23 protein-coding genes and 2 tRNA genes are annotated in these 21,122 nt (G+C 47.3%); 20 read left to right on the top strand and 5 right to left on the bottom strand.

What is annotated here, in order from left to right:
• Positions 1 to 56 precede the first annotated feature (56 nt).
• The 6 genes from KKF06_02915 to KKF06_02890 all read left to right on the top strand — a co-directional run bounded on the left by KKF06_02915 (position 57) and on the right by KKF06_02890 (position 3,635).
• Positions 57 to 139, top strand: a tRNA-Tyr gene (locus KKF06_02915).
• A 448-nt stretch (positions 140 to 587) separates the two neighbouring features.
• Complete coding sequence (locus KKF06_02910; protein MBU1616720.1) at positions 588 to 998, top strand: hypothetical protein; 411 nt, start codon at positions 588 to 590, stop codon at positions 996 to 998.
• An 87-nt stretch (positions 999 to 1,085) separates the two neighbouring features.
• Positions 1,086 to 1,367 (top strand): hypothetical protein, encoded by a 282-nt coding sequence (locus KKF06_02905; protein ID MBU1616719.1) that lies wholly within the window; start codon positions 1,086 to 1,088, stop codon positions 1,365 to 1,367.
• Between the two features lie 229 nt (positions 1,368 to 1,596).
• A complete protein-coding gene (locus KKF06_02900) occupies positions 1,597 to 2,445 on the top strand; it encodes a hypothetical protein (protein ID MBU1616718.1) in 849 nt (282 codons plus the stop codon).
• A gap of 42 nt (positions 2,446 to 2,487) precedes the next feature.
• Positions 2,488 to 3,060 (top strand): septum formation protein Maf, encoded by a 573-nt coding sequence (gene maf / locus KKF06_02895; GenBank protein MBU1616717.1) that lies wholly within the window; start codon positions 2,488 to 2,490, stop codon positions 3,058 to 3,060.
• On the top strand, positions 3,057 to 3,635 hold the full coding sequence (locus KKF06_02890; protein MBU1616716.1) for a flavin reductase family protein: 579 nt from the start codon (positions 3,057 to 3,059) through the stop codon (positions 3,633 to 3,635). Before maf ends, KKF06_02890 begins: the two co-directional genes overlap by 4 nt.
• Here KKF06_02890 and KKF06_02885 read toward each other — a convergent pair.
• Entirely contained in the window at positions 3,613 to 4,329 is a 717-nt protein-coding gene (locus tag KKF06_02885) for a hypothetical protein (protein ID MBU1616715.1), read from the bottom strand. The genes KKF06_02890 and KKF06_02885 overlap by 23 nt on opposite strands.
• Positions 4,330 to 4,373: 44 nt before the next feature.
• Positions 4,374 to 5,492 (bottom strand): alpha/beta hydrolase, encoded by a 1,119-nt coding sequence (locus KKF06_02880; GenBank protein ID MBU1616714.1) that lies wholly within the window; start codon positions 5,490 to 5,492, stop codon positions 4,374 to 4,376.
• 121 nt (positions 5,493 to 5,613) lie between these two features.
• Here KKF06_02880 and KKF06_02875 point away from each other — a divergent pair, with 121 nt between their 5' ends.
• The 14 genes from KKF06_02875 (at position 5,614) to rseP (ending at position 18,194) form a co-directional block, all read left to right on the top strand.
• A complete protein-coding gene (locus KKF06_02875) occupies positions 5,614 to 5,814 on the top strand; it encodes a DUF2892 domain-containing protein (protein MBU1616713.1) in 201 nt (66 codons plus the stop codon).
• A 16-nt stretch (positions 5,815 to 5,830) separates the two neighbouring features.
• Positions 5,831 to 7,687: an AsmA family protein gene (locus KKF06_02870; protein MBU1616712.1), complete on the top strand. Its 1,857-nt coding sequence runs from the start codon at positions 5,831 to 5,833 to the stop codon at positions 7,685 to 7,687.
• A gap of 67 nt (positions 7,688 to 7,754) precedes the next feature.
• Complete coding sequence (locus KKF06_02865) at positions 7,755 to 8,090, top strand: hypothetical protein (protein ID MBU1616711.1); 336 nt, start codon at positions 7,755 to 7,757, stop codon at positions 8,088 to 8,090.
• Positions 8,091 to 8,208: 118 nt separating this feature from the next.
• The gene (locus tag KKF06_02860) at positions 8,209 to 8,373 is read left to right on the top strand and encodes a hypothetical protein (GenBank protein MBU1616710.1); all 165 of its coding nucleotides are present in this window, start codon (positions 8,209 to 8,211) and stop codon (positions 8,371 to 8,373) included.
• Between the two features lie 68 nt (positions 8,374 to 8,441).
• Complete coding sequence (gene pyrE, locus KKF06_02855) at positions 8,442 to 8,960, top strand: orotate phosphoribosyltransferase (GenBank protein MBU1616709.1); 519 nt, start codon at positions 8,442 to 8,444, stop codon at positions 8,958 to 8,960.
• Positions 8,961 to 8,976: 16 nt separating this feature from the next.
• Positions 8,977 to 9,049 (top strand) — tRNA-Thr (locus tag KKF06_02850).
• A gap of 83 nt (positions 9,050 to 9,132) precedes the next feature.
• The gene (gene tuf / locus KKF06_02845) at positions 9,133 to 10,332 is read left to right on the top strand and encodes an elongation factor Tu (protein MBU1616708.1); all 1,200 of its coding nucleotides are present in this window, start codon (positions 9,133 to 9,135) and stop codon (positions 10,330 to 10,332) included.
• The gene (locus tag KKF06_02840; GenBank protein MBU1616707.1) at positions 10,333 to 11,664 is read left to right on the top strand and encodes a VanW family protein; all 1,332 of its coding nucleotides are present in this window, start codon (positions 10,333 to 10,335) and stop codon (positions 11,662 to 11,664) included.
• Complete coding sequence (gene lpxC / locus KKF06_02835) at positions 11,633 to 12,448, top strand: UDP-3-O-acyl-N-acetylglucosamine deacetylase (protein MBU1616706.1); 816 nt, start codon at positions 11,633 to 11,635, stop codon at positions 12,446 to 12,448. Before KKF06_02840 ends, lpxC begins: the two co-directional genes overlap by 32 nt.
• A gap of 18 nt (positions 12,449 to 12,466) precedes the next feature.
• Positions 12,467 to 13,738 carry an acyl-ACP--UDP-N-acetylglucosamine O-acyltransferase gene (lpxA, locus tag KKF06_02830; GenBank protein ID MBU1616705.1) on the top strand — a complete coding sequence of 424 codons (1,272 nt, stop codon included), beginning with the start codon at positions 12,467 to 12,469 and terminating at the stop codon, positions 13,736 to 13,738.
• A 46-nt stretch (positions 13,739 to 13,784) separates the two neighbouring features.
• Positions 13,785 to 14,927, top strand: a complete 1,143-nt coding sequence (gene lpxB / locus KKF06_02825) for a lipid-A-disaccharide synthase (GenBank protein ID MBU1616704.1) — start codon at positions 13,785 to 13,787, stop codon at positions 14,925 to 14,927.
• 206 nt (positions 14,928 to 15,133) lie between these two features.
• Entirely contained in the window at positions 15,134 to 16,240 is a 1,107-nt protein-coding gene (locus KKF06_02820) for a DegT/DnrJ/EryC1/StrS family aminotransferase (protein ID MBU1616703.1), read from the top strand.
• Complete coding sequence (locus KKF06_02815; protein MBU1616702.1) at positions 16,237 to 17,154, top strand: Gfo/Idh/MocA family oxidoreductase; 918 nt, start codon at positions 16,237 to 16,239, stop codon at positions 17,152 to 17,154. Before KKF06_02820 ends, KKF06_02815 begins: the two co-directional genes overlap by 4 nt.
• Positions 17,148 to 18,194 carry an RIP metalloprotease RseP gene (gene rseP / locus KKF06_02810; protein ID MBU1616701.1) on the top strand — a complete coding sequence of 349 codons (1,047 nt, stop codon included), beginning with the start codon at positions 17,148 to 17,150 and terminating at the stop codon, positions 18,192 to 18,194. The genes KKF06_02815 and rseP overlap by 7 nt, the downstream gene beginning before the upstream one ends.
• On the opposite strand, the gene folD is transcribed toward rseP, so the two are convergent.
• The 3 genes from folD to KKF06_02795 form a co-directional block, all read right to left on the bottom strand.
• Positions 18,177 to 19,031, bottom strand: coding sequence for a bifunctional methylenetetrahydrofolate dehydrogenase/methenyltetrahydrofolate cyclohydrolase FolD (gene folD / locus KKF06_02805; GenBank protein MBU1616700.1), 855 nt, complete (start codon positions 19,029 to 19,031; stop codon positions 18,177 to 18,179). The genes rseP and folD overlap by 18 nt on opposite strands.
• Positions 19,032 to 19,124: 93 nt before the next feature.
• Positions 19,125 to 20,456, bottom strand: coding sequence for a tRNA uridine-5-carboxymethylaminomethyl(34) synthesis GTPase MnmE (mnmE, locus tag KKF06_02800; GenBank protein MBU1616699.1), 1,332 nt, complete (start codon positions 20,454 to 20,456; stop codon positions 19,125 to 19,127).
• Positions 20,457 to 21,083, bottom strand: a complete 627-nt coding sequence (locus KKF06_02795; protein ID MBU1616698.1) for a KH domain-containing protein — start codon at positions 21,081 to 21,083, stop codon at positions 20,457 to 20,459.
• Positions 21,084 to 21,122 lie beyond the last annotated feature (39 nt).

Raw genomic sequence — 21,122 nt, 5'->3', positions numbered from 1 at the left:
AAAAATATATTTGACATTTTTCATTGGTCATTTGATAATTACGTACGACAGCAAGTGGAGAGGTAGCGAAGTGGTCAAACGCATCTGACTGTAAATCAGACGGCTAACGCCTTCGAAGGTTCAAATCCTTCCCTCTCCATTTTTTTATGCAATAAAAAAATGGTCTTTTGGACGACGCAGGAGGACAAAAGGCGTCCGCCCCAAGCGGACGCAGGGAAGGTTTGAAAGGCATTTTTCGCCGAGCTGGCGAGGAAGAGTGAGCGACACCCCCGGCCCTAGCCGGGGTGAGCGAACGAAGAAAAATGCCATGTCCCGGAGCCCCCGGTCCCAACCGGGGCGGAGGACAAGTCCCTATCAACAGATGCAGAAGTGAGGATGCCAGAGGATAGTCCGCCGCAGGCGGGCTTCCCTCTCCAACACTTAATTTTTAAGGCATTGACGATAAATAGTCAGTGCCTTTTCTTTTCTTTGGTGTTTTTCCCGAGGCCCCTCAAATTGATTTGCTAAAAGCAACCAGGCAAATCATGAATGGCCAGCAGAGCAAGCGTTGACTATAATAATACAAGGCGGTAAACTTCGACCATTGTATGAGCCTTAAAAAGAAGGTCCTGACAACTTTCGCACTTATTGCTTTAGTTCTTGTTTCTGGCTGTAGCAACCCGATATCCATTAACAAGTTTGTCCCTATTGATGATGGGGCTTATTCCATTGGAATCGATAAAACCGAGGATGTTCAAGCCGCTTTTATTAAAAATGATTCTTTTCTGCTGGAAGTTGCCTTAGTAGAAATTGAAGATGTCGTGGTATTGAAGCTATCTTACACGAATTATTCAAAACAACCTGTTTCTATCTATTTGAATGATTTTTTTATAAAGGACGACAAGCTGTTTGTCCAAGACAGGATTTCAGTGGATTATTTGCTTTCAAGATATGGGAGCAAATACAAAAACATAGCGAGCCGAGACATCCCATCACCCAACAGGCAAGTTGTTATTTAAGGGGGGACGACTGTTTCGGTAAACAAGCATAATAGCGCCACTAAATCAAATTATTCGGCCACAGAGCAAAACGAACCAATCTCCGCTTTGGCCTCAGGCATTTCAAAAGGGATTCAAACAAGCCAACTGAACTACATCGAAAAACTAGCCGATAAATACCTGAAATATTCTTTGCCTGACGAAATAGCCATAGACCCAGAGACCGCAATTTTAGGCTATGTTTATTTTCAAAAGAAGACTGACAATTATCCATATCATTTAAGGCTATCCGTAGGGGGACAAACATACCTTTTTAAATTTAAAATAGATAAAGCCAGTGGCACGACAACACAAGATAAAGAACTTAAAAAGTATTTCGAAAATCAATGATCCGCATCTCCACTATGAACGATCGGCCACCATTTGATTTACTGGAGCCTACGACTGAATACTACGGCTTCAATCCTCTTTCAGTCTTGCTCGGAAACCGCGAAGTTTATTCGCAGGTTTCCGAGTGGCATCGTCACGAAACCGTCTCTCCTATTGAACGCAGAGTAACAAATCCTATGCGCAGGCGAACAGCCAGTGCCCCTCTAAGGCCGAGACTGATAATGGTCGTATGACAAATTATATTAAATATGCAGTTATTTATAAAACAAGTTTAGTTCGAAATCCCCCAATTAAAATCATATCTGATCAAGTGGTTTTTGAGGTGTTTCGGGGTAAAAGATCTTTTGATACGCCCAGGCAAGTTTCATCTATTCTACCAGAAAAAGAAGATTCCCTCATTGCTAAAAACAGCCCATTAACCCTTGAAGAAGGCCAAACCTACATCCAAATCACAGCAAGAACCAAAGAGGTCGACCCGTTTTTGGCAAAATCTGTATGTGAGAATGAGGTTGACATGGTCCTTGCTATGGTTTCCATCGTTATTAATTCGGACATTTTTGCCGAACTTGTTTATCGGGGATGGATACTCAACGAAAACAGAGCAATTCTTGAGTCTTGGGTAAGAGTTTCTAAGGCTATATCCATTGAGAACTCTTTTTTATCAGAACAATTGGCCACCGCAAGAAAAAAACATCGTCAAAATAATGATCTTTTTGAAAGATTTAAATTAATGTCTAGATTTTATGCAAAAGCCTGCCCCTTAAAACCAAGCGAAGAAAAATTTCTTTTGCTATGGACTATAGTTGAAATATTTCCAATGAAAGACACATCAAATATAGAGGCTTTAATTATTTTTCTCGCAAAACTTACAGGAAAATCAGTCATGGAAACAAAAGAAAAATTAGCCATTGGGAAGCTTTACGGCACAAGATGTGACCTGGTCCATAACGGCAAATTAAATATTGAATTAAAAACAATGTGGGAAACCTTTGAAAGGCTTGAACAAATAATTATCACAGTACTAAGAGAAATGAATGGAATAAATTATAATGGCTCATTAGATAAGTATTTAAATTAGAAAGAGGGGCTGGCCCTTCCCCCTTCTGCTATAATCACATTTATGACAAAAATCATTCTTGCCTCCGCTTCGCCGCGCCGCAAGGAGCTGCTAAAAAAGATCGTCCCGGATTTTGAGGTGACCATTAGCTTGGTGGACGAAGCCTCCGTTGTTGGAAATTCCCCCGAAGAGTTCGCCGAAAAGGCGGCTATCGCAAAGGCCAGGACGGTCGCGAAAAAAGAAAAAGGGGCGCTCATCCTCGGCGCAGATACGATCGTCGTGCTTGGCGACCGGGTCCTCGGCAAACCAAAAGATCAGGCCGAAGCGACCTTGATGCTGCAAAGCCTTTCCGGCCGGAGCCACCGAGTTATAACCGGTTTCGCGGTTATTGACTCGGACTCAATGGCTTGCAGCTCTGGGTACGAAACAACCATCGTTAGAATGAAGCCGGTCGCCGACATACTGATCGCCGACTATGTCGCCACCGGCCGGCCGCTCGATAAAGCCGGCGCCTATGGGATCCAGGAATTAGAAGAAGGGTTCATCGAAAAAGTTGACGGAGACTATGACAATGTTGTTGGTCTGCCTATCGCCAGGCTGGCGGTCATATTTAAAGAAATGGGGGCACTACTATGAAACAAAGCAAAGCGATCTGGAAACCAGGGACAATGCTTTATCCCGCACCGGCCGTTTTAGTCTCCTGCGGGGACAAAAAGGAAAATTATAATATCATTACTATCGCCTGGACCGGGACCGTTTGCAGCGATCCGGCTATGGCCTTTATTTCAATCCGGCCGTCACGCCACTCATACCAGATCATAAAAAGGACGGGCGAGTTTGTTATAAACCTGGCGACAAAAAAACTGGCGTTTGCCACCGATTTCTGCGGAGTAAAGTCCGGAAGAGAAACCAATAAACTCTTTCACCTTAAGCTAACCGCGGAAAAGGCCGAACAGGTCAAGGCCCCTTTGATCGCCGAAAGCCCGGTCAACCTCGAATGCCGGGTCACCGACATCCGTCATCTTGGCTCTCACGACATGTTCCTGGCCAAGGTTTTAGCGGTCCACGCTGACAATAAATTGATAGACAAAAAAGGCGCGCTCAACCTGCAGTCAGCCGACCTGATCTGCTACTCTCACGGACATTATTATGTGTTGGGAAAACAGCTGGGGAAGTTTGGCTTTTCCGTTAAAAAGCGTCCGCGCGCCTGAGCTCGTCTTTCGCGACAAAAACATTCTGCTTTATCTGCTCTATCTTAGGCGCTTTTTCGGCTTCTTTTTGTATATCAACCGTAGAAGTCTTGCCGGTCGCGTACCTGTCGTATCTTAGGGCACTCCATGTCGCCAGGGCAGCCGCCTGGAATTTTCTCTTCACTTCAGCCAGATATTCCGGTGAATTGATCTTTGCCAGCCAGGCCGCTTCTTCTTTTTTAACGTCTTCTACCGAAACCGCGGTGATCGTATCCAAAGCATAGCGGAGGTTTCTGACGTAATGATCGTATGGCGGGACCCCCTTATATACATAAACCAGGTCCCAGATGTCTTTTGTCTGCCGGTATTTCCTGTAATAATGCCTGGTCCCGATCAGCTTGCTGGTTTGGTAAATATTGTCGAAGATTGATTCAAAGGCGGTATCGCCATTGCGGTGGCCGGTTAAATTTTTTCTGGTGGCTGGAAATCGCTTGCCGTAGGTGCTTTCCGCTCCAGCGATCGCGACATACAATCGATAATCGATCCCAAACTTGTCCGCGCAATAGACGATCTCCTGTTCATGCCCGCGCAATGGGCTAAACTCATAACGGTCAAGAAAGCGCTTAAGCTTGACCGCTCGCAGGTCCCTGGCTTCGGCCGCGCCACTTAAAAGAATAAGGATCATCAATAAAGCGGCTATTTTAAATAGTTTCATTAAATCAATATCGAACAATATATGGGGCAATTTCACTAAACCGCTTATGATTCAAGCCATTCCAAGGAGGGGCCCCAGACCGCTTCTGGCGAGTTAAGCCCTATAACCAGGTCGTTGTGTCCGGCCTCCTTAACTTCGACCAGATTGCGCCGGTTAGCTGGCGAGACCACTTCGTGCGCCAGCATGACGCTGTTAGGAACAGCTAACTGGTCGAGCTGGCCATAAAAGAAAAGAGTCCTAACTCCCAACCCTTTTATCCGCCGCATTTCTTCCAGGTAATTAACTTCTCCGCCAAGAGAGGAAAACCCGTTTCGGACAAACTGGCTGAAAGACTTTTCCTGGCCGGCCGGGATCGGTTCAACTATCTTGCTGAAAAAGGATTCCAGGGCACCGTCGGAAACGTTCCCCGGGTTGTACAGAAAGCCGACCAACGGGTCGAGCCTTAACAGCTTCTTTGGCGCGTACTTAAGCATGCCGCTTAATAAAACAAACCTCTCTGATATTCTCGCGCCAACGGTTCGGTCCTTTATACCTAGCGTGCTGGAAATGCGGTTGGCATGGGAGATCAGCTTTGGCAGCCTGGTGGAAAAAGAGACCGGACTGCCGATCGTAATTAATTTGTCTATCCTTTTGTCCGCCTGGCAGGCAAGATAGGCATAAGCAAGCATTCCTCCCATGCTGAAGCCGATCCAGGCCACCTCTTCCCGGCCGGAGTTTTGGCAAACCAGGTCGAGGACCATCGGCATTTCATCGCTCATTAGCTGGTCGAAACCCAAAGAGGACGGGACCCGGCATCCCTTTACATCATAGCGCTGGCTCTCCTGGCAAAAGCGGGAAACATAGCGCTCCATGATCCTTTGCGACGAACTGTAGTGCCAAAGATAAACCTGGTATCCGGCACTGGCCAGCAGATTGGCAAAAGATGTCGCGTGGTCAAAGGTCAGGCATTCTCCATCGCTTGTCACCCTGAAGAGATTGCCATTGCAGGCAATCCCCGGCGCAAGGATAACCGCCCCTTTTTCTGGTATCCAGCCGGCCGCGGATGAGACCTTTTTCACGAACACTTCACGCCCGTTCCGTCTTAAAAAAAGGTCCTCGCCATGCAGGTAATATGGGGAAGAAAGCCTTCGGTTATCCTTGGGGCGCGCCTTTCCGACTGTCATGCTCATATAATATTTTCGCGCAAATTATTCTTGAATTTCATAATTATTCCCGGCACAATTACTCCCTTTACATGGCTTGTTTTTCGGCCTATACTTTCTCAGGTTATTACAGGAGGAAGTCATGGATATAAAAACGAACCAGTCAACGTTTGAGCGTTTCATCAGGATCTTTGTGGGCGGCTTGCTGCTGCTTCTTGCTACCTATCTGCCTCTCCATGTTTTTTTCGTCTGGTTGCTGTTGATTGTTGGGGTTGTTTTGATGTTGACCGGGCTCTCCGGATACTGCCCGATTATAGCCTTGATCCAAAAATTGGCCAAGTAATCAGAGGGGCAGGCTTATGAAGAAAGCCATTAAATGGTTTGCTATTTTTCTGGGCGGCCTGTTAATTTTACTGATCATTGGAACCGTTGCTCTCCCGTTCGTCTTCCCGCTCGAAAAGATCAAAGATTTTGCCGCTCAAAAAATATCGGAATCCATTCACCGGGAAGTAAAGATCAGCTCGGTAGCCTTTGACCTTTTCTCCGGTATTCGTCTCAAAGGGCTGACGATCAGCGATCGCCCCGGTTTTTCAGGCCGATCATTTGTCGCCGCCGAGTCGATCGACCTCCGTTACGCGTTTTGGCCTCTCTTCTCCCGGCATTTTGTCGTCAAGGAATTACGACTGGTTAAGCCGGTAGTTTTTATTGTAAAGTCAGCTGGGGGCCAGTTCAACTTTTCCGATCTCACCCAGGGGAGCGGCGGGCAAAAACGCCCCTCTTCAGCAAAGATGCCGGCCAAGCCTCCTTTTGATCTTTTTATGACCAGTTTTTCCATCACCGGAGGACAAGTCGTTTATCTCGACCAGGCAACAAAGAGCCGAAACGAGCTTAAGTCTTTTAACCTGAAAATATCCGGTTTTGAACTGGCCCTGGTCCGCCCGATCGAGCTTCAGGCTTCGGCAACCGTAGTTTACAACGGAAAGGAGATCCCGTTGGAGCTTGGCGCCAAAGTGGGGATCAACTTGCCAAAAGAGACGATCGTTGTTTCTAGCCTGGCCATATCGGTCGCCAATGAGTCATTGACCGGATCTGCCGCCGTTTCTTCCTGGAAGCTGGCTCCACACCTTGAGGTGGCCCTCCTTTCCAATGGTATCGAGATCGACCCGCTTTTAGCCCTTGTTGCCGGACCGGCAACCGCTCCAAAGAAAAAAGCCTCGCCCGGCATGTTAACAGCCTCGGTCAATCAAGCGGCAAGATCGATCCCGGCCAATGTCAGCCTTAAAGGGACCATTGCCGCCAGCAACATCAGATTTCAAGGATTTAAGATCGACAAGATCAACGCTGCGCTCGGCTTGAAGCAAAAAGTTGCCTCTCTCGACCTGAAAGAGCTCGCGGTTTATAATGGGTCATTGTCAGGAAGGGGGACCGTAAACCTTAATGTCCCCGGGCTTTCTTACTCGGTCTCCAGCCTCAAACTTTCCGGTTTCGACTCAACCCGGTTTATTAACGATCTGGCTGTCGGCATGCTCGCCTCTCTCCCCGATAGCCGGGATTTAGTTGACAAGGTTTACGGAAAGCTTGATCTCGATCTTTCTCTTTCCGGTGCCGGGGTTGAGGCGCCCGCGTTGTTAAACAATTTGACCGCGAACGGCTCCTTCTCTTTAAATAATGGAGCCCTTAAGCGGCTAAAAACGATCGACGCGATCGCCGAAAAGATCGGGGCCTCGTCCCTCAAGCAGGATCTTTCTCTTCAAAGTTTGTCAGCTGACTTTTCCCTCAACAAAATGGTCGTTAGGCTGAAGGACCTTAACCTGCGAGACAACGATCTGAACATTAAGTTCAATGGAGGCGCTGATCTGGCGCGTCAGGTTTTTGTCGAGGGGAATCGCCTGGTCCTGCGGGCCTCGCCAAGCGCGACCAGGGAACTTTCCCGGGAATATAATCTTCTGCGCGACAAGGATAACTGGCTCGAGCTAACCCTTGAACTAAAAGGGAGCCTGAAAAAACCCATCCCTTTCCCGATTCTTGACAAACCAATTGAAGCAGTGGTCGGCAAAGTTAAATTGAAGGTCGAGGCAAAAAAAGTTGAACTGGAAAATAAAGCCAAAGAAGAAGCGACTCGGCTCGGGGCAGAGGCCAAGGCAAAAGCTGAAGAAGAAAAAAAGCGCCTGGCCGAAGAAGCCAAAAACCAGCTGAAAAACCTCTTTAATCAATAGCGCTCTCTCCTAATTTTACGCAAGTTTCCCTTCTAATATAACGATATATATGTAGAGAGGTAGCCACATGAAATATGCCGTTATTATAGCGATTTTAGCCGTTCTATTAATGCCCGCCCTGGCGGCTGAAAAGAACATGGAAATTCCCGTTAAAGAGCTCTATACCGCCCCTTCAGAAGACTCAAATTTGGTCTACTCGATCCCGATCGAAGTTAAAATGCTCGATATGTCAGCTGACGGCAATTGGTATAAGGTTAAGATCTCGTATAGCCTTGGCCCTTTTAGCTATACCTATGTCGGCTGGACCAGGATCCCGGTCGGCGAAGTCATGGCTGAACGAGAACAAAAAGCGGCCGAAAGGATCGCGTTAACCAATAAAGACAAAGCCCCGGCAGAAAAATAACCATTTTTAGGTTGATTGCTTAATAAGCAACCAGTTAAACTGCCCGGGGTTTTTTCTTGCCTTCACTCTCCCCTGCTGTTATAATTTCCCCATCTTCATGAAGAAGGAGGATTGTCTTATGGTATCTAAGCTCATTAAAGCTTTAATAGGAATCATTTTAGTTTTGCTTGGCGCCTGGTTGGTTTATCTTTGGCAGGTTGACCTCCTCGCCCTGATCCGTGGCAGCCTTGGCCTTATCCTTGTCCTTTTCGGCCTGATCGCCTTTGCCCTAATAGCCGATTAACCATCTTTCCGAGCTTTTAAACAGGGTCGCCTTAGCCAGCGGCCCTGTTTGTGTTATAATCGTATAACATGTCAAACAAAGACGCTTTATTGTCCCTATTCAAAAAGATCTCCGCGGTAAAAACCGGGGACTTCACTCTTTCTTCCGGGAAAAAAAGCAACTTATATATTGATTGCCGGCGGGTCACGCTCCATCCTGAAGGGGCCCGCTTAATCGGCAAGATCATTCTCGAAAAGATCGGTAATTCAAAAATAGACGCGATCGGCGGCCTGACTCTGGGCGCGGACCCGATCACCTCGTCCGTGGTCATGCTCAGCGGGATCCCGGGATTTATTGTCCGAAAAAAAGAAAAGGAACACGGGACAAAACAAAAGATCGAAGGACACCTGCGGCCCGGCTGGAAGGTTGCGGTTGTTGAAGATGTTTCAACCAGCGGGGCCTCTGCGTTGCAGGCGATTGCCGCGGTTGAAGCGGCTGGCGCGACCGTTGTTAAGGTTATTTCGGTTGTCGACAGAGAAGAAGGGGCAACAGACTCCCTAAAAAATTATCCTTTTGATCCCATCCTTAAAAAGTCCGACTTTTTTTGATATAATTAACCTTTATGCCCGTGTAGCTCAGTTGGTAGAGCACGTCCTTGGTAAGGACGAGGTCACCGGTTCAATCCCGGTCGCGGGCTTTTTCGTTTGACATTGTCGGCCGATTTGGGTATAATTTCACGTAATATTGAGTCGATAAATAAATTCACGGAGGTAAGGTAACATGGCAAGAGAAAAGTTTGAGAGGAAAAAGCCCCATCTTAACGTAGGAACGATCGGTCACGTCGACCATGGAAAGACGACGCTAACGTCAGCCATCACCAGCGTCCTGGCTAATGCCGGCATGGCCAAGGCTAAAAAGTTTGACGAGATCGACTCCGCACCGGAGGAAAAAGCCCGCGGGATCACCATCGCGATCGCTCACGTCGAATATGAGACCGAAAAGCGCCATTACGCGCACATTGACTGCCCGGGACACGCCGATTACGTCAAAAACATGATCGTCGGCGCCGCTCAGATGGATGGCGCGATCCTGGTCGTTTCCGCGGCCGACGGCCCCATGCCCCAAACCCGAGAACACATTCTTCTGGCCCGTCAGGTTAACGTTCCAAAGATCATTGTTTTTCTGAACAAAGTTGACATGGTAGACGACCCCGAACTGATCGACCTAGTTGAGGTCGAAACCCGGGAATTGCTTACCAAATACAACTATCCTGGCAACGACATTCCCTTTATCCGCGGCTCTGCCTTGAAAGCCATGGAGAACTGCACCAAACCGAAAGACGCGCCAGAAGTTAAGCCTATCTGGGACCTGATGAACGCGCTTGACACTTACCTGCCGGATCCGGAGCGCCCGCTTGACCAGCCTTTCCTGATGTCAGTTGAAGACGTCTTTACCATTACGGGCCGCGGGACCGTCGGCACCGGCAGAATTGATCGCGGGCGGGTCAAGGTCGGGGAAGAAGTCGAGATCGTTGGTCTTGGCTCCCATAAAAAGACCGTCGTTACCGGAATTGAAATGTTCCGTAAACTGCTCGACGAAGGGATCGCCGGCGACAACGTGGGCCTTCTTTTGCGCGGCATTGAAAAGGAAGAGCTTCAGCGCGGAATGGTCCTGGCCAAGGCCGGGTCCATCAAGCCGCATAAAAAGTTCGAAGCCCAGGTTTACGTTTTGACCAAAGAAGAAGGAGGGCGGCATACCCCTTTCTTTAATGGTTATAAACCGCAGTTCTTTGTCCGCACCACCGACGTTACCGGAGAGATCAAACTGCCGGATAAAGTTGAAATGGTTATGCCTGGCGACAATATCACCATGACGGTTGAGCTGATCACCGACGTGGCGGTTGAAGACGGGATGCGCTTCGCGATCCGCGAAGGGGGCAGGACCGTCGGAGCAGGCGCGGTTACAAAAATTATTGCCTAATTGAAAAAGCTACTAGTTACCCTGGCGCTGCTAGCGGCTATTTCGGTAATCATTACCATTGTCCTTGTCTTTTATGATTACCTGCGCAGCACCGAGCTTTTTCCGTATCGGACTTTTATCGGCAGAGTAGATGTTTCCGGTCTTGATCAGATCCAGGCCTATGAAAAGCTTGAATCTTTAAGGGCCGATGATGTTTACTCTGCCGTTGTCACATTTGAGGCCGGTAAAATTCGCTACACCTTCCAACCTGGAGACCTGGGGATCTACATCAACCTAAAGAGCTCAGTTCAATCCGCGTTTACCCAGCTTCGCAAAAAAGGCTACGTTACCAGCCTTAAAGAACGCCTGGCTAAAGAATCGATGTACTTCCCTGTAATTGTCGGGGTGAACGATAAACAGCTGTTAGAGGTCATTACCGACCTGTACGCGAAAACCCTGTCGACAGCCAAAGACGCATCGATCATTCTTGATGAAAATACTGGCGGCTACCATATTGAAAGCGACGACCCCGGCCGGACCCTGCGCATCGTTGAGACGGTCAAGGAATTCCATTCGACCCTTGCTAAAGGAAGCTCCGTCTTCCCCTTGATCTTTAACTATGAAACACCAAAAATAACCGAAACAATGCTCCGGGCGCACCCCCCCGCCTTTCGTTTAGCCGCATATACTACGTATTATGGACGGCATGACTCCCCCAACCGGATCCATAATATCAAGCTTATCGCCTCCTGGCTTGATGGGACCATGCTCCTCCCTGGGGAGATTTTTACCCTTGGCGACAAGATTGGCGACTTTACCCCGGAGAGGGGATTTAAGGAAGCCTTTGTCATTTACAATGGGGAACTTGTTCCTATGCTCGGCGGAGGGACCTGCCAGATCGCCACAACCCTTTTCAACACTGCAACGCTGGCAGATCTTGAGGTCATACAAAGATCCAGCCATTCATTTTATTTTAATATCTATCCGCTGGGCCGGGACGCGGCAGTTTATCCTCCTGCCGTCGATCTAAAATTTAAAAACGACACCCCCTACCCTATCTTGATCAAAGCGCTGGCAACCAACAAACGCCTCTCCTTCAGAATTTACGGGACCCCAACCGGTAAAAAAGTCGATTTCTCTCCCGTTAAAGTCTTTTTGTTAAACCCTGGAGTTGGCTATCGGCCCGCTTCAGTTGCCGAGGTCCTGGCCGCGGACCGCCCTTTTCGGACAGAAATTGTCCGCCGGGTATATAATTCAAGCGGAATGATCATTAAAGAAGAAACGCTAAAAAGCTATTACAAGCTCTACGGAGAAAAAACCAATGTTCCTATCGCCAGGCCAGAGCCAAGATAAACAAACCACAATTGCCCGGCCATTTTCCCTTGAAGGGATCGGTATCCATTCGGGCCGCCCCTCCAGGATAACCGTTCGTCCGGCGGCTGCCTCTGCCGGGATCTTCTTTTCAAATAACGGTCAAACCGTTCAGGCGTTGATCGGCAACGTTTCCAAAACGGACAGAGGAACCACGCTCGGCAAGGTCGCCGTTGTTGAGCATTTCCTGGCCGCCGCCTATGTGCTTGGAGTTGACAATCTTGCCGTTGACATCGAAGGGGAAGAGCTCCCGATTCTTGATGGAAGCGCCCTCCCCTTCGTTATAGCGCTGGAAAATGCCGGGTTTGTGGCTTTAAATGAAGCCAAACAACCTCTCATTCTCTCAAAGCGCTTGGTCGTCTCAGCCGGAGAGGCCTCGATCGAAGCGCTTCCGTTCAATGGCTTTAAGATCGATTTCATGATAAAATTTAAATCCCTGGAAGAGCAGTCTTACAGTATTATTATTGACGGCAATTCTTTTAAAGAGGAGATCGCTCCCGCCAGAACCTTTGGTTTTGCCGAAGAATTCGATCAGTTGCTCGCGCGAGGGCTTGGTCAAGGCGCCTCGGCCGAAAATGCGTTGATCTTATCGAAAAATGGGACGCAAAACGTCCTTCGTTTTGATAATGAGCCGGTCCGACACAAAATCCTGGACCTGATCGGCGATCTGGCGCTATTAGGAAGGCCTATCAAGGGTTATTTCAAGGCAAACCGGGCAGGACATGCCCTTAACGCTCAACTGGTCCAGGCTATCCTGTCGGTTTAATACATAAGGAGGGACTCAATGGTTATTGATATCAAAGAAATAATGAACACTATTCCCCACCGTTTTCCTTTTCTCCTGATCGACAAGGTTCTTGAGCTTGAAGAAGGCAAGCGGGCAGTCGCCCTTAAAAATGTCACAATGAACGAGGCTCATTTTCAGGGCCACTTTCCCGGACACCCGGTTATGCCAGGAGTTTTGATCATCGAAGCGATCGCCCAGGTCGGGGTCGTCATGGCGCTCCGCTCGGCCGCCTCTGCCGGCAAGATCGTCTATTTCGCCGGGATCGACAATGTACGTTTTCGCAAACCGGTTGTCCCCGGCGACCAGCTGATCTTTGAAGTTGAAACTGTTTGGATCCGGGGCCCTCTGGGAAAAATGAAGGGGAGGGCGAAGGTTAACAATGAGATTGTGACCGAAGGGGAATTTATGTTCTCCCTGGTTGATACCGGCGAAGCAAAGGTCCACCCCACAGCTACCGTCCACCCAACCGCCCAGATCGCCAAGGGGGTCGACATCGGGCCATATTCGGTCATTGGGCCCAATGTCAAGATCGGGGAAAAGACCAAGGTTGGGGCTTATTGCTCAATTGCCGGCCAAACGACCATCGGCAGGGAAAATGTCCTTTATCAGGGAGTGACCATCGGCGTGCCGCCTCAAGACTTTAAATATAAGGGCGAAAACAATGAGGTAATTATCGGAGACAAAAATACGATCCGTGAATTCGTTACCATCCATCTTCCGTCCGGCGAAGGGGGGAAGACCATCATTGGCAACGATAACTTTATCATGGTCCATGCCCATATCCCCCACAATTGCCGGATCGGCAACCAGGTTGTTATTGGAGGCTATGTCGGACTGGCCGGCCACACCGAGATCGGCGATCAGGCAACGATCGGCGGCATGGCTGGGATCCACCAATTTGTCAGGGTCGGCCGGCTGGCAATGATCGGAGCCCAATCCAAGGTTACCCAGGACATCCCGCCGTTTATGCTGGTTGATGGTAGCCCGGCTCAGGTTCGCGGGATCAACTCTATCGGCCTGCAGCGCCGCGGCGTTCCTATCGACGCTACCTCAGAGATCAAGAAGGCTTTTAAATTGATCTACGAGTCTGGGAAGAACACGGCCGAAGCAGCCACAGAGATCAAAAAACGGCTCCGCCAGTTGCCGGAGATCAAACAGATCCTTGATTTTCTGGAAACCGAAAGCAAGCGCGGGATCAGCAAAAAAACAGCCATTGAGGAAGAGTCCGAAGATTTGCTCCTTCCTGATATTCCAGAACTCGGCATATGAATCACCACACCAAAAAGAATTTTTTGACTATGCTTCTGGTGTGGTGATGAAAATAATGGTGTCTGCCGGAGAGCTCTCCGGCGACCTGCATGGCTCGTTCCTTGTTAAAGAACTTCTTCGTCTTGACCCCAGCCTGTCTTTTTTTGGTATCGGATCTGAACGTCTGGCCGCATCGGGTGTAGATATCCGCTTCGACCTTAGCCGGCGCAGCAGCGTCGGAATTATTGAAGCTCTGCCCAATCTTTTTTCTCTCTTTCTCTCTTTTAAAAAAGCTAAAGCACTGATTCGTAAAGAGCGCCCCGATTTGGTTATCCTGATCGATTCCCAGGGTTTTAACCTCCCCCTGGCCGGATTCTGTAAAAAGATCGGGGTGAAAACCGTTTATTACATTGCTCCACAAGAATGGCTCTGGGGGAACGAGAAAGGGGTTAAGCATGTTTTATCCTCAGTCGATCTGGTGATCGCGATTTTTGAAACAGAATATGACAGGTTTCGGTCTTTTGGCAACAACGTTGTTTACTTTGGCCACCCATTGGTCGATATTGCTCATTCAACGGGGCCAAAGGCCGATCTTTTAAGTAAGCTCGGGCTGGCTGATCGTTCTGGGCCAATCGTTGCGATCTGTCCGGGGAGCCGGACACATGAACTTCGCGCTCTTCTTCCTGTTTTTTCTAGAACGGCCGGCTTATTAATGCGGTCTATCCCTGGCGTCAGCTTTATTCTCCCCCTCCCCTCTGCCAAGTTCCTATTCGAGATTGAGAAAGCTTTTGCCGGGCTGCCATGTAAATATTTAATTAATGACACCTATGATGCGCTCGCTGCATCTGACCTTGCCATTTGCGCATCCGGCACCATCAATCTTGAGGCGGCTCTTTTGTCGACGCCAAATATCATGGCGTACAAGCTCTCTCCTTTGACATTTTTTATTGGCAAATATTTGCTTAAGATCGATCAGAAGATAAAATACTTTAGTATGGTCAATATTTTGCTTGATAAGCCGGTCATCCCTGAGTTGATCATGTCGGGGCTTACCCCGGCTGATCTATCTCTTTCCTCTCTAGCCCTGCTCGATCATCCGCAAGCCAGGAAAGAAATGCTTGCTTCATTTTCTTTATTAAAAGAATCGCTGGGGTCTCCTGGTGTTATTTCCAGAATTGCCCGCTCGATCCTGGATCATTTCTCAAAATAGTATTTTTTCTTTTTCATATATTTTTTAATCATCACCCTTCAGTTTGTAGGCTTCAATCATCCCTTATTTTTGCCCGCCTTATGCCTATTACTATTTTCGGTCAATCCTTTCGCCAATAACATTATTGGTGGCGATAATGCATTTATCATATTCCCCTTTCTAGCTTGCTCCCTTTTGCATTTTACTTTTTATGCTATAATTCCAATATGTCGGTCAACTTCTTTGATATTACCAGACAAAACGAATCTCATCGCTCAGAGATCGACTCTGCAATTGCCGACGTTATTAACTCCGGTCGTTTTATTCTTGGCGAAAATGTTGCAAAGCTTGAACAGGAAGTAGCCGCTTATTCAAAAGCTTCTTTTGCCATTGGCCTGGCCTCCGGCACCGATGCTCTTCACCTCGCGCTTAGGGCTTGCGGAGTAAAAAAAGGGGACGAAATCATCACCTCCCCCTTTACCTTTGTCGCAACCGCCGAGGCGATCAGCTATATTGGGGCTGTTCCTGTATTTGTTGATATAGAGCCGAATACCTTTAATCTGTCGCCTAAGCTGATCGAGCAAAAGATCACTAAAAAGACCAAGGCTATCCTCCCCATCCACCTTTATGGCCAACCAGCCGATATGGTGACGATTATGGAAATGGCCAGACAATATAAATTGAAGGTGATCGAAGACAGCTGCCAATCAATTGGAGCAGAGTATGCCGGGAAGCCTGTTAACTCAACCAGCGATGCCGGCTGCCTCTCTTTTTTTCCAACCAAGAATCTCGGTTGCTTTGGCGACGGCGGGATGGTGCTTACCGGCAACCCTCAAGTTGCCGACGAGATCAGGGTTCTGCGGGGGCATGGGAGCCGTAAAACTTATTATTACGATCAAGTCGGCTATAACAGCCGGCTTGATGAATTACATGCGGCGGTGCTGCGCGTTAAATTTAAATATCTTGACCAGCTCACATCTTCTCGTCAAAAGAACGCGGATTACTATTTCAAACGATTAAAAAGCCTCTCAGGAATAACCCTTCCCTACGTTGATCCAAAGTCTAAGCATGTTTTCAATCAATTTACGGTTAAAATGCCAAAGAGAGACGCTTTATTGTCATATCTTAAAGAAAAAGGGGTTGGCGCAATGGTATATTATCCCCTCTCTCTTCACCTTCAGCCCGCCTTCTCCTCACTTGGCTATAAGCCCGGGTCTCTTCCCGAAAGTGAAAAGGCGCAAACAGAGGTCCTTTCTCTCCCAATTTTCCCTGAAATAAAGGAAAAAGAGCTTGATGAGGTTTGTTCCGCTATCGAGTCTTTCTTTAAACAATGATTAAGGGACGTGGTTTAACTTTTGGAGTTATCGGCGCAGGCTCGATGGGGCAAAACCATTTACGGATTGCCGCCGAGCTTAGCGGATTAAAGCTGATCGGTCTTTTTGACAAAGATCCTTCATTGGCGAACGATGTCGCCTCAAAATATGGTGTTTCGTCGTTTTCCGATTGCCATGAACTGCTGGCCAAAGTTGACGCGGTCAGCATTGTCACCCCAACTAAGACGCACCTAACTATTGCCAGTGACGTTCTTTCCAACAATAAACATGTCCTTCTTGAAAAGCCTTTTACCGGCCGTTCATCTGACGCCGAAGTCCTCTCCAGGCTTGCCAATGAAAAAGGGGTTGTGCTTAACGTCGGTTTCATCGAACGATTTAACCCTGCCTTCATTAAATTGCAAAAGCTGGTTAAAGGGGAAAAGATCATTGGCGTCGATATAAAAAGATTCAGCCCCTTTCCTTCAAGGATCAGCGATACCGACGTTATTTTTGACATGATGATCCATGACCTGGACCTGCTTAATGTATTAATTCCTTTTGAGATCGAAGAAGTTCGTGCGGAGGGGAATAAGGTCAAAAGCCGCTTTCTTGACCGTGTTTCGTCGACCATTGTTTACAAGTCAGGGGTCATTGCGCGGGTCAGTGGAGATAGGACAGCCGAAGATCGCACGCGAAAGATCTCGGTTACCACCGAAAAGCAGGTCGTTGAAGCCGATCTATTAAACAAGGTTATTTATCTGCGGGATTTTTCATCCCCCATTCCTTCTACTACCCCGGTTCCCCCTGTGGATCAACTCACCTCTGAGCTGACCGCATTTTTGGGCTCTATTAAAGGAATAAAGCGACCAGGCAATGACGCCCTGGCTGCAATTCGAGCTATTAAATTAGCGGAAGAGGTAAAAAACGCATGTTGATAAGCATTCTTTCGTTTCTTGTCGTCTTTACTATTATTGCCGTTGCGCATGAGCTTGGTCACTTCATTTGGGCAAAACGGGTCGGGATCAGGGTTCTGGAGTTTGGCATTGGCTTTGGCCCAAGGCTGTTTTCCGTCACCCGAAACGGCACCCTCTATTCATTGAATTCAATTCCAATTCTCGCTTTTGTCCGTTTAGCCGGGGAAAACAACACCGAGGAGGACAATGCGGTTCCAGCCAATGAAAAGATCCAAGCTAAGCCTCCAATCCAAAAGTTGAAGGCGGTCGTTGCTGGTCCAGGAATGAATATCGTTGTCGCTTTCTTCATTTTGACCCTTTATATAGCTTTCTTTGGCAACCCTATCGGGGCCTCTAATGAGATCGGAATGATCAACCGTAACTCTCCGGCTGAGCAAGCCGGGCTAAAAATTGGCGATAAGCTTCTTTCTATTAACGGGAAGCAATTCAAAAACATGGAAGAGGCGATTGACTATATCCATCGTAGCCCCGAAAAGCCCCTTAAGCTTTCCTTGCAAAGGGGGGATAAAAAGATTCTATTGACGGCAACTCCGAAGAAAAACCTCCGCCTGAAGGTTTCCCTTTTAGGCTTTTCACCTAAGCCATTATATGAAAAAGTTAATCCTTTTGTGGCAATTTTCCTTGCATTTCAACAAACCTATTTAATGGTCTTTTCTGTTCTTCTGGTGGTCTGGCAGCTTATTACCGGAGGGGTTTCGCTCTTTGACCTGGCTGGTCCGGTTGGCATCGCGCAAGTAACCGGAAAGTACGCCCAATCCGGCTTTGCTTCGCTTGTTTACTTTACTGCTTTTATTAGCGTTAATGTTGGGGTTTTAAATCTGCTCCCGCTTCCAGCTTTGGACGGTGGCAGGATCCTTTTCTATTTATGGGAATTAGCAACCAAACGACCTGTTGATGAAAAGCTTGAATATCGGGTCAATTCTATCGGGTTTATTCTTCTGTTGCTATTAATGGCCCTGGTCACTTTTAGCGATCTACTTCGACTATTTCGCGGTCAGTAACTCTGCCGCTTTCAGGGTGTTCTTTAAAAGCATAGCAATGGTCATGGGCCCTACTCCTCCGGGGACTGGAGTGATAAATCCGGCCCGCTCTTTTGCCATTTCATAATCAACATCCCCGATTAACTTGCCATTTTCCCTATTAATGCCAACATCAATGACTATCCCCCCTTCTTTCACCATCTCCCCCTTGATCACCCCTGGTTGCCCAATTGCCGCAACCAGTATATCTCCTCTTCTGGCAACCTCCGCCAGCCCCTTTGTCTTAGAATGACAGAGGGTAACGGTGGCATTTTGCTGAAGAAGAAGAAGGGCGATCGGTTTCCCAACAATATTGCTCCTTCCGACAACAACCGCTTCTTTTCCCGCTATCTCCTGACCTGTGGATAATATCAGCTCGATTATCCCTTGAGGGGTACAAGGGACAAACCCGTCAGCTTCTCCTTTAATTAGTTTTCCCATATTAACCGGATGTAGTCCATCTACATCTTTTTCCGGCAAGATTTCGTTAAGTATTTTAACCTCGTTCAATCCCTTAGGCAGGGGTAACTGAACAAGTATGCCGTGGACATCTTTTCTCTCATTTAATTCCTTAACCTTCTCGATCAGCTCGTTTTCCGTCGTGGAAGACGGCAGCAACAATGTCTCTGAAAGAATTCCAACCTCCGCACACCCTAACTCCTTGTTCCTGACATATGTTTTTGACGCTTGGTTTTCACCAACTAAAACTACTACTAACTTAGGGGTCACCTTCTTTTTCGCTACAAACTCCTTTGTTTTTTCCGCAACCTCTTTTTTTACCTGTGCAGCGATCTGTTTCCCATGTATTATTTCTGCCATTACTTATCCACACTCCTTATCCACAAGCATTTTTTCCTATATTTTCGCCTATCAAATTGTTTCACGTGAAACAATAACTACGAGCACCCTATCTTACTTCCCTATACAAAACCTGTCAAATATCTCGTTAATTACTTCTTCCGTTGCTTCGTACCCGGATATTTCTCCTATTGCAATTATTCCTTCTTTGAGGTCAATTGAGACAATGTCCGCCGGCTCCCTGCTGTTTATGGCGGTTATGCATCTTTCCAGGGCCTTTTCGGCAATAATCAGTCGCTCCTTCTGCCTTTTGTTGACCCCCCCATACTCACTTGACGCCGCCTTTTTCTCAATTAGACAGACGATCCTATCCTCCAGCACCGTTAATTCCTTATCATTAATAACAGAAATCGCAACCTCTCCCTCTCTTTGTCTGTGCTTTTTTAAATCAGTTTTGTTAACAACTTTTATCGTTTTGCTTTTTTCTAGTGAATTTAATATCAGCATATCCTCCGCGTTAAATGGGTCTGTCGCTTCGCAAACAAAAAGTATAATGTCCGCCTCATTTGCGGCGCTTCTTGATCTTTCAATCCCCTTTCTTTCAACCATGCTGACTTCATGATCATGAATGCCTGCTGTGTCAATAATGTTAATCAGGTAGCCCCTAATGTTTAATTGTTCTTCAATTGTGTCTCTGGTCGTTCCTGGAAGATCGGCAACGATCGCCCTATCTTCTTTTAATAGCTTATTCAATAAGCTTGATTTTCCAACGTTTGGTCTGCCGATTATAGCAAGCCTTGCCCCCTCTCTGGCTATCCGGCCAAATTCTGCGGTTGCTTTAATTTCCTTTATTTTCTTATAGCATCTTTCAATTTCCCGCTTTTCTTCTGTTTCTTCGATGTCGTCGGGAAAATCAATCGCGGCCTCCATCCTGGCTGCCACCTGTTTCGCTTCCTCTCTGATCTCTTCAATCGCCTTTCTCAATTTTCCGGCTATTTGCTTCCTGGCAGAATCGGCACTATTTTCTGTTTTAGCCTTTATCAGATCTATGATCGCTTCTGCCTGGGTAAGGTCAATCTTCCCGTTTAAAAATGCTCTTTTCGTAAATTCCCCTCGTTCCGCCATTCTCCCCCCCTGCCCAATGATCACTTCAATTATCTCGTTAACAATTTGCGGGCTTCCATGACAACTTATCTCAACCATCTCTTCTCCGGTAAACGACCTTGGCTCGGCCAGATACCAGGCCAAAACATCATCGATCGTTTTATGGTTGCAGGGATTAATGATCAAACCGTGGAAAACCCTGTGCGAAGATATTCTTTTTTTCGTTTTAAAAATATTTCTGAAGATCTCGAGGCTTTTCTTGCCGCTTATACGTATAATAGCAATTGGGGCTACCGCCGCACCTGTCGCGGCAGCAACGATCGTTTCGTCCTGTAGAAACATTTACCCCTCTTTTGGAGCAACTATCAACTTTCGGTCCTTCCCTTCCCCTTCGCTATATGTTTTCACACGGCCATCTTCCTGTAAAAATATGTGAATAATTCTTCTATCGCTCGGCTCCAGCCTTGGCATCGCCTTGCTCTCGCCCGTTCTAATTACTTCGTCCGCAACATCCGTTGCCAACCTTTGCAGCGCCTGTTCTCTTTTATCTTTATAGCCACCGGCATCTATTGATATATAAAATCTCTTCCCCATGTACTTCCAAATCATCGCATTTATCAATGTTTCCAATGATTTTAACATTGACCCTGATTTTCCAATTATCCTTCCCATGTCTTCGCCTTTTATAGAAATTACTATGTTGTCCTCTTTCTGTGACGATATTTCGGTCATTGCCAAAAACCCCATTTTATCCAAAATGTTTTGAAGGATCTGCTTTGCCTCCTCTGCCCCACTTTCCTTAACTATCCCTTCAACCTCCGCCTCTTCGCCCCCTATTAACCCCATCATCCCAGCTTTTCCTTCATTAATTACTCTAATCTCGACTAAATCACGATCTACGCCAAGCACAGCAACCGCCGCTTTTGTAGCATCTTCAACATTTTTTCCCTTCATTTTAACAGATTTCATAATGCACCCTCCATTGTTCGTCAATTATACACTTTTTCA

Source organism: Candidatus Margulisiibacteriota bacterium, from assembly GCA_018822365.1.
Taxonomy (GTDB): Bacteria; Margulisbacteria; WOR-1; order O2-12-FULL-45-9; family XYB2-FULL-48-7; genus XYB2-FULL-45-9.
This window is presented reverse-complemented; position numbering and strand designations above follow the sequence as displayed.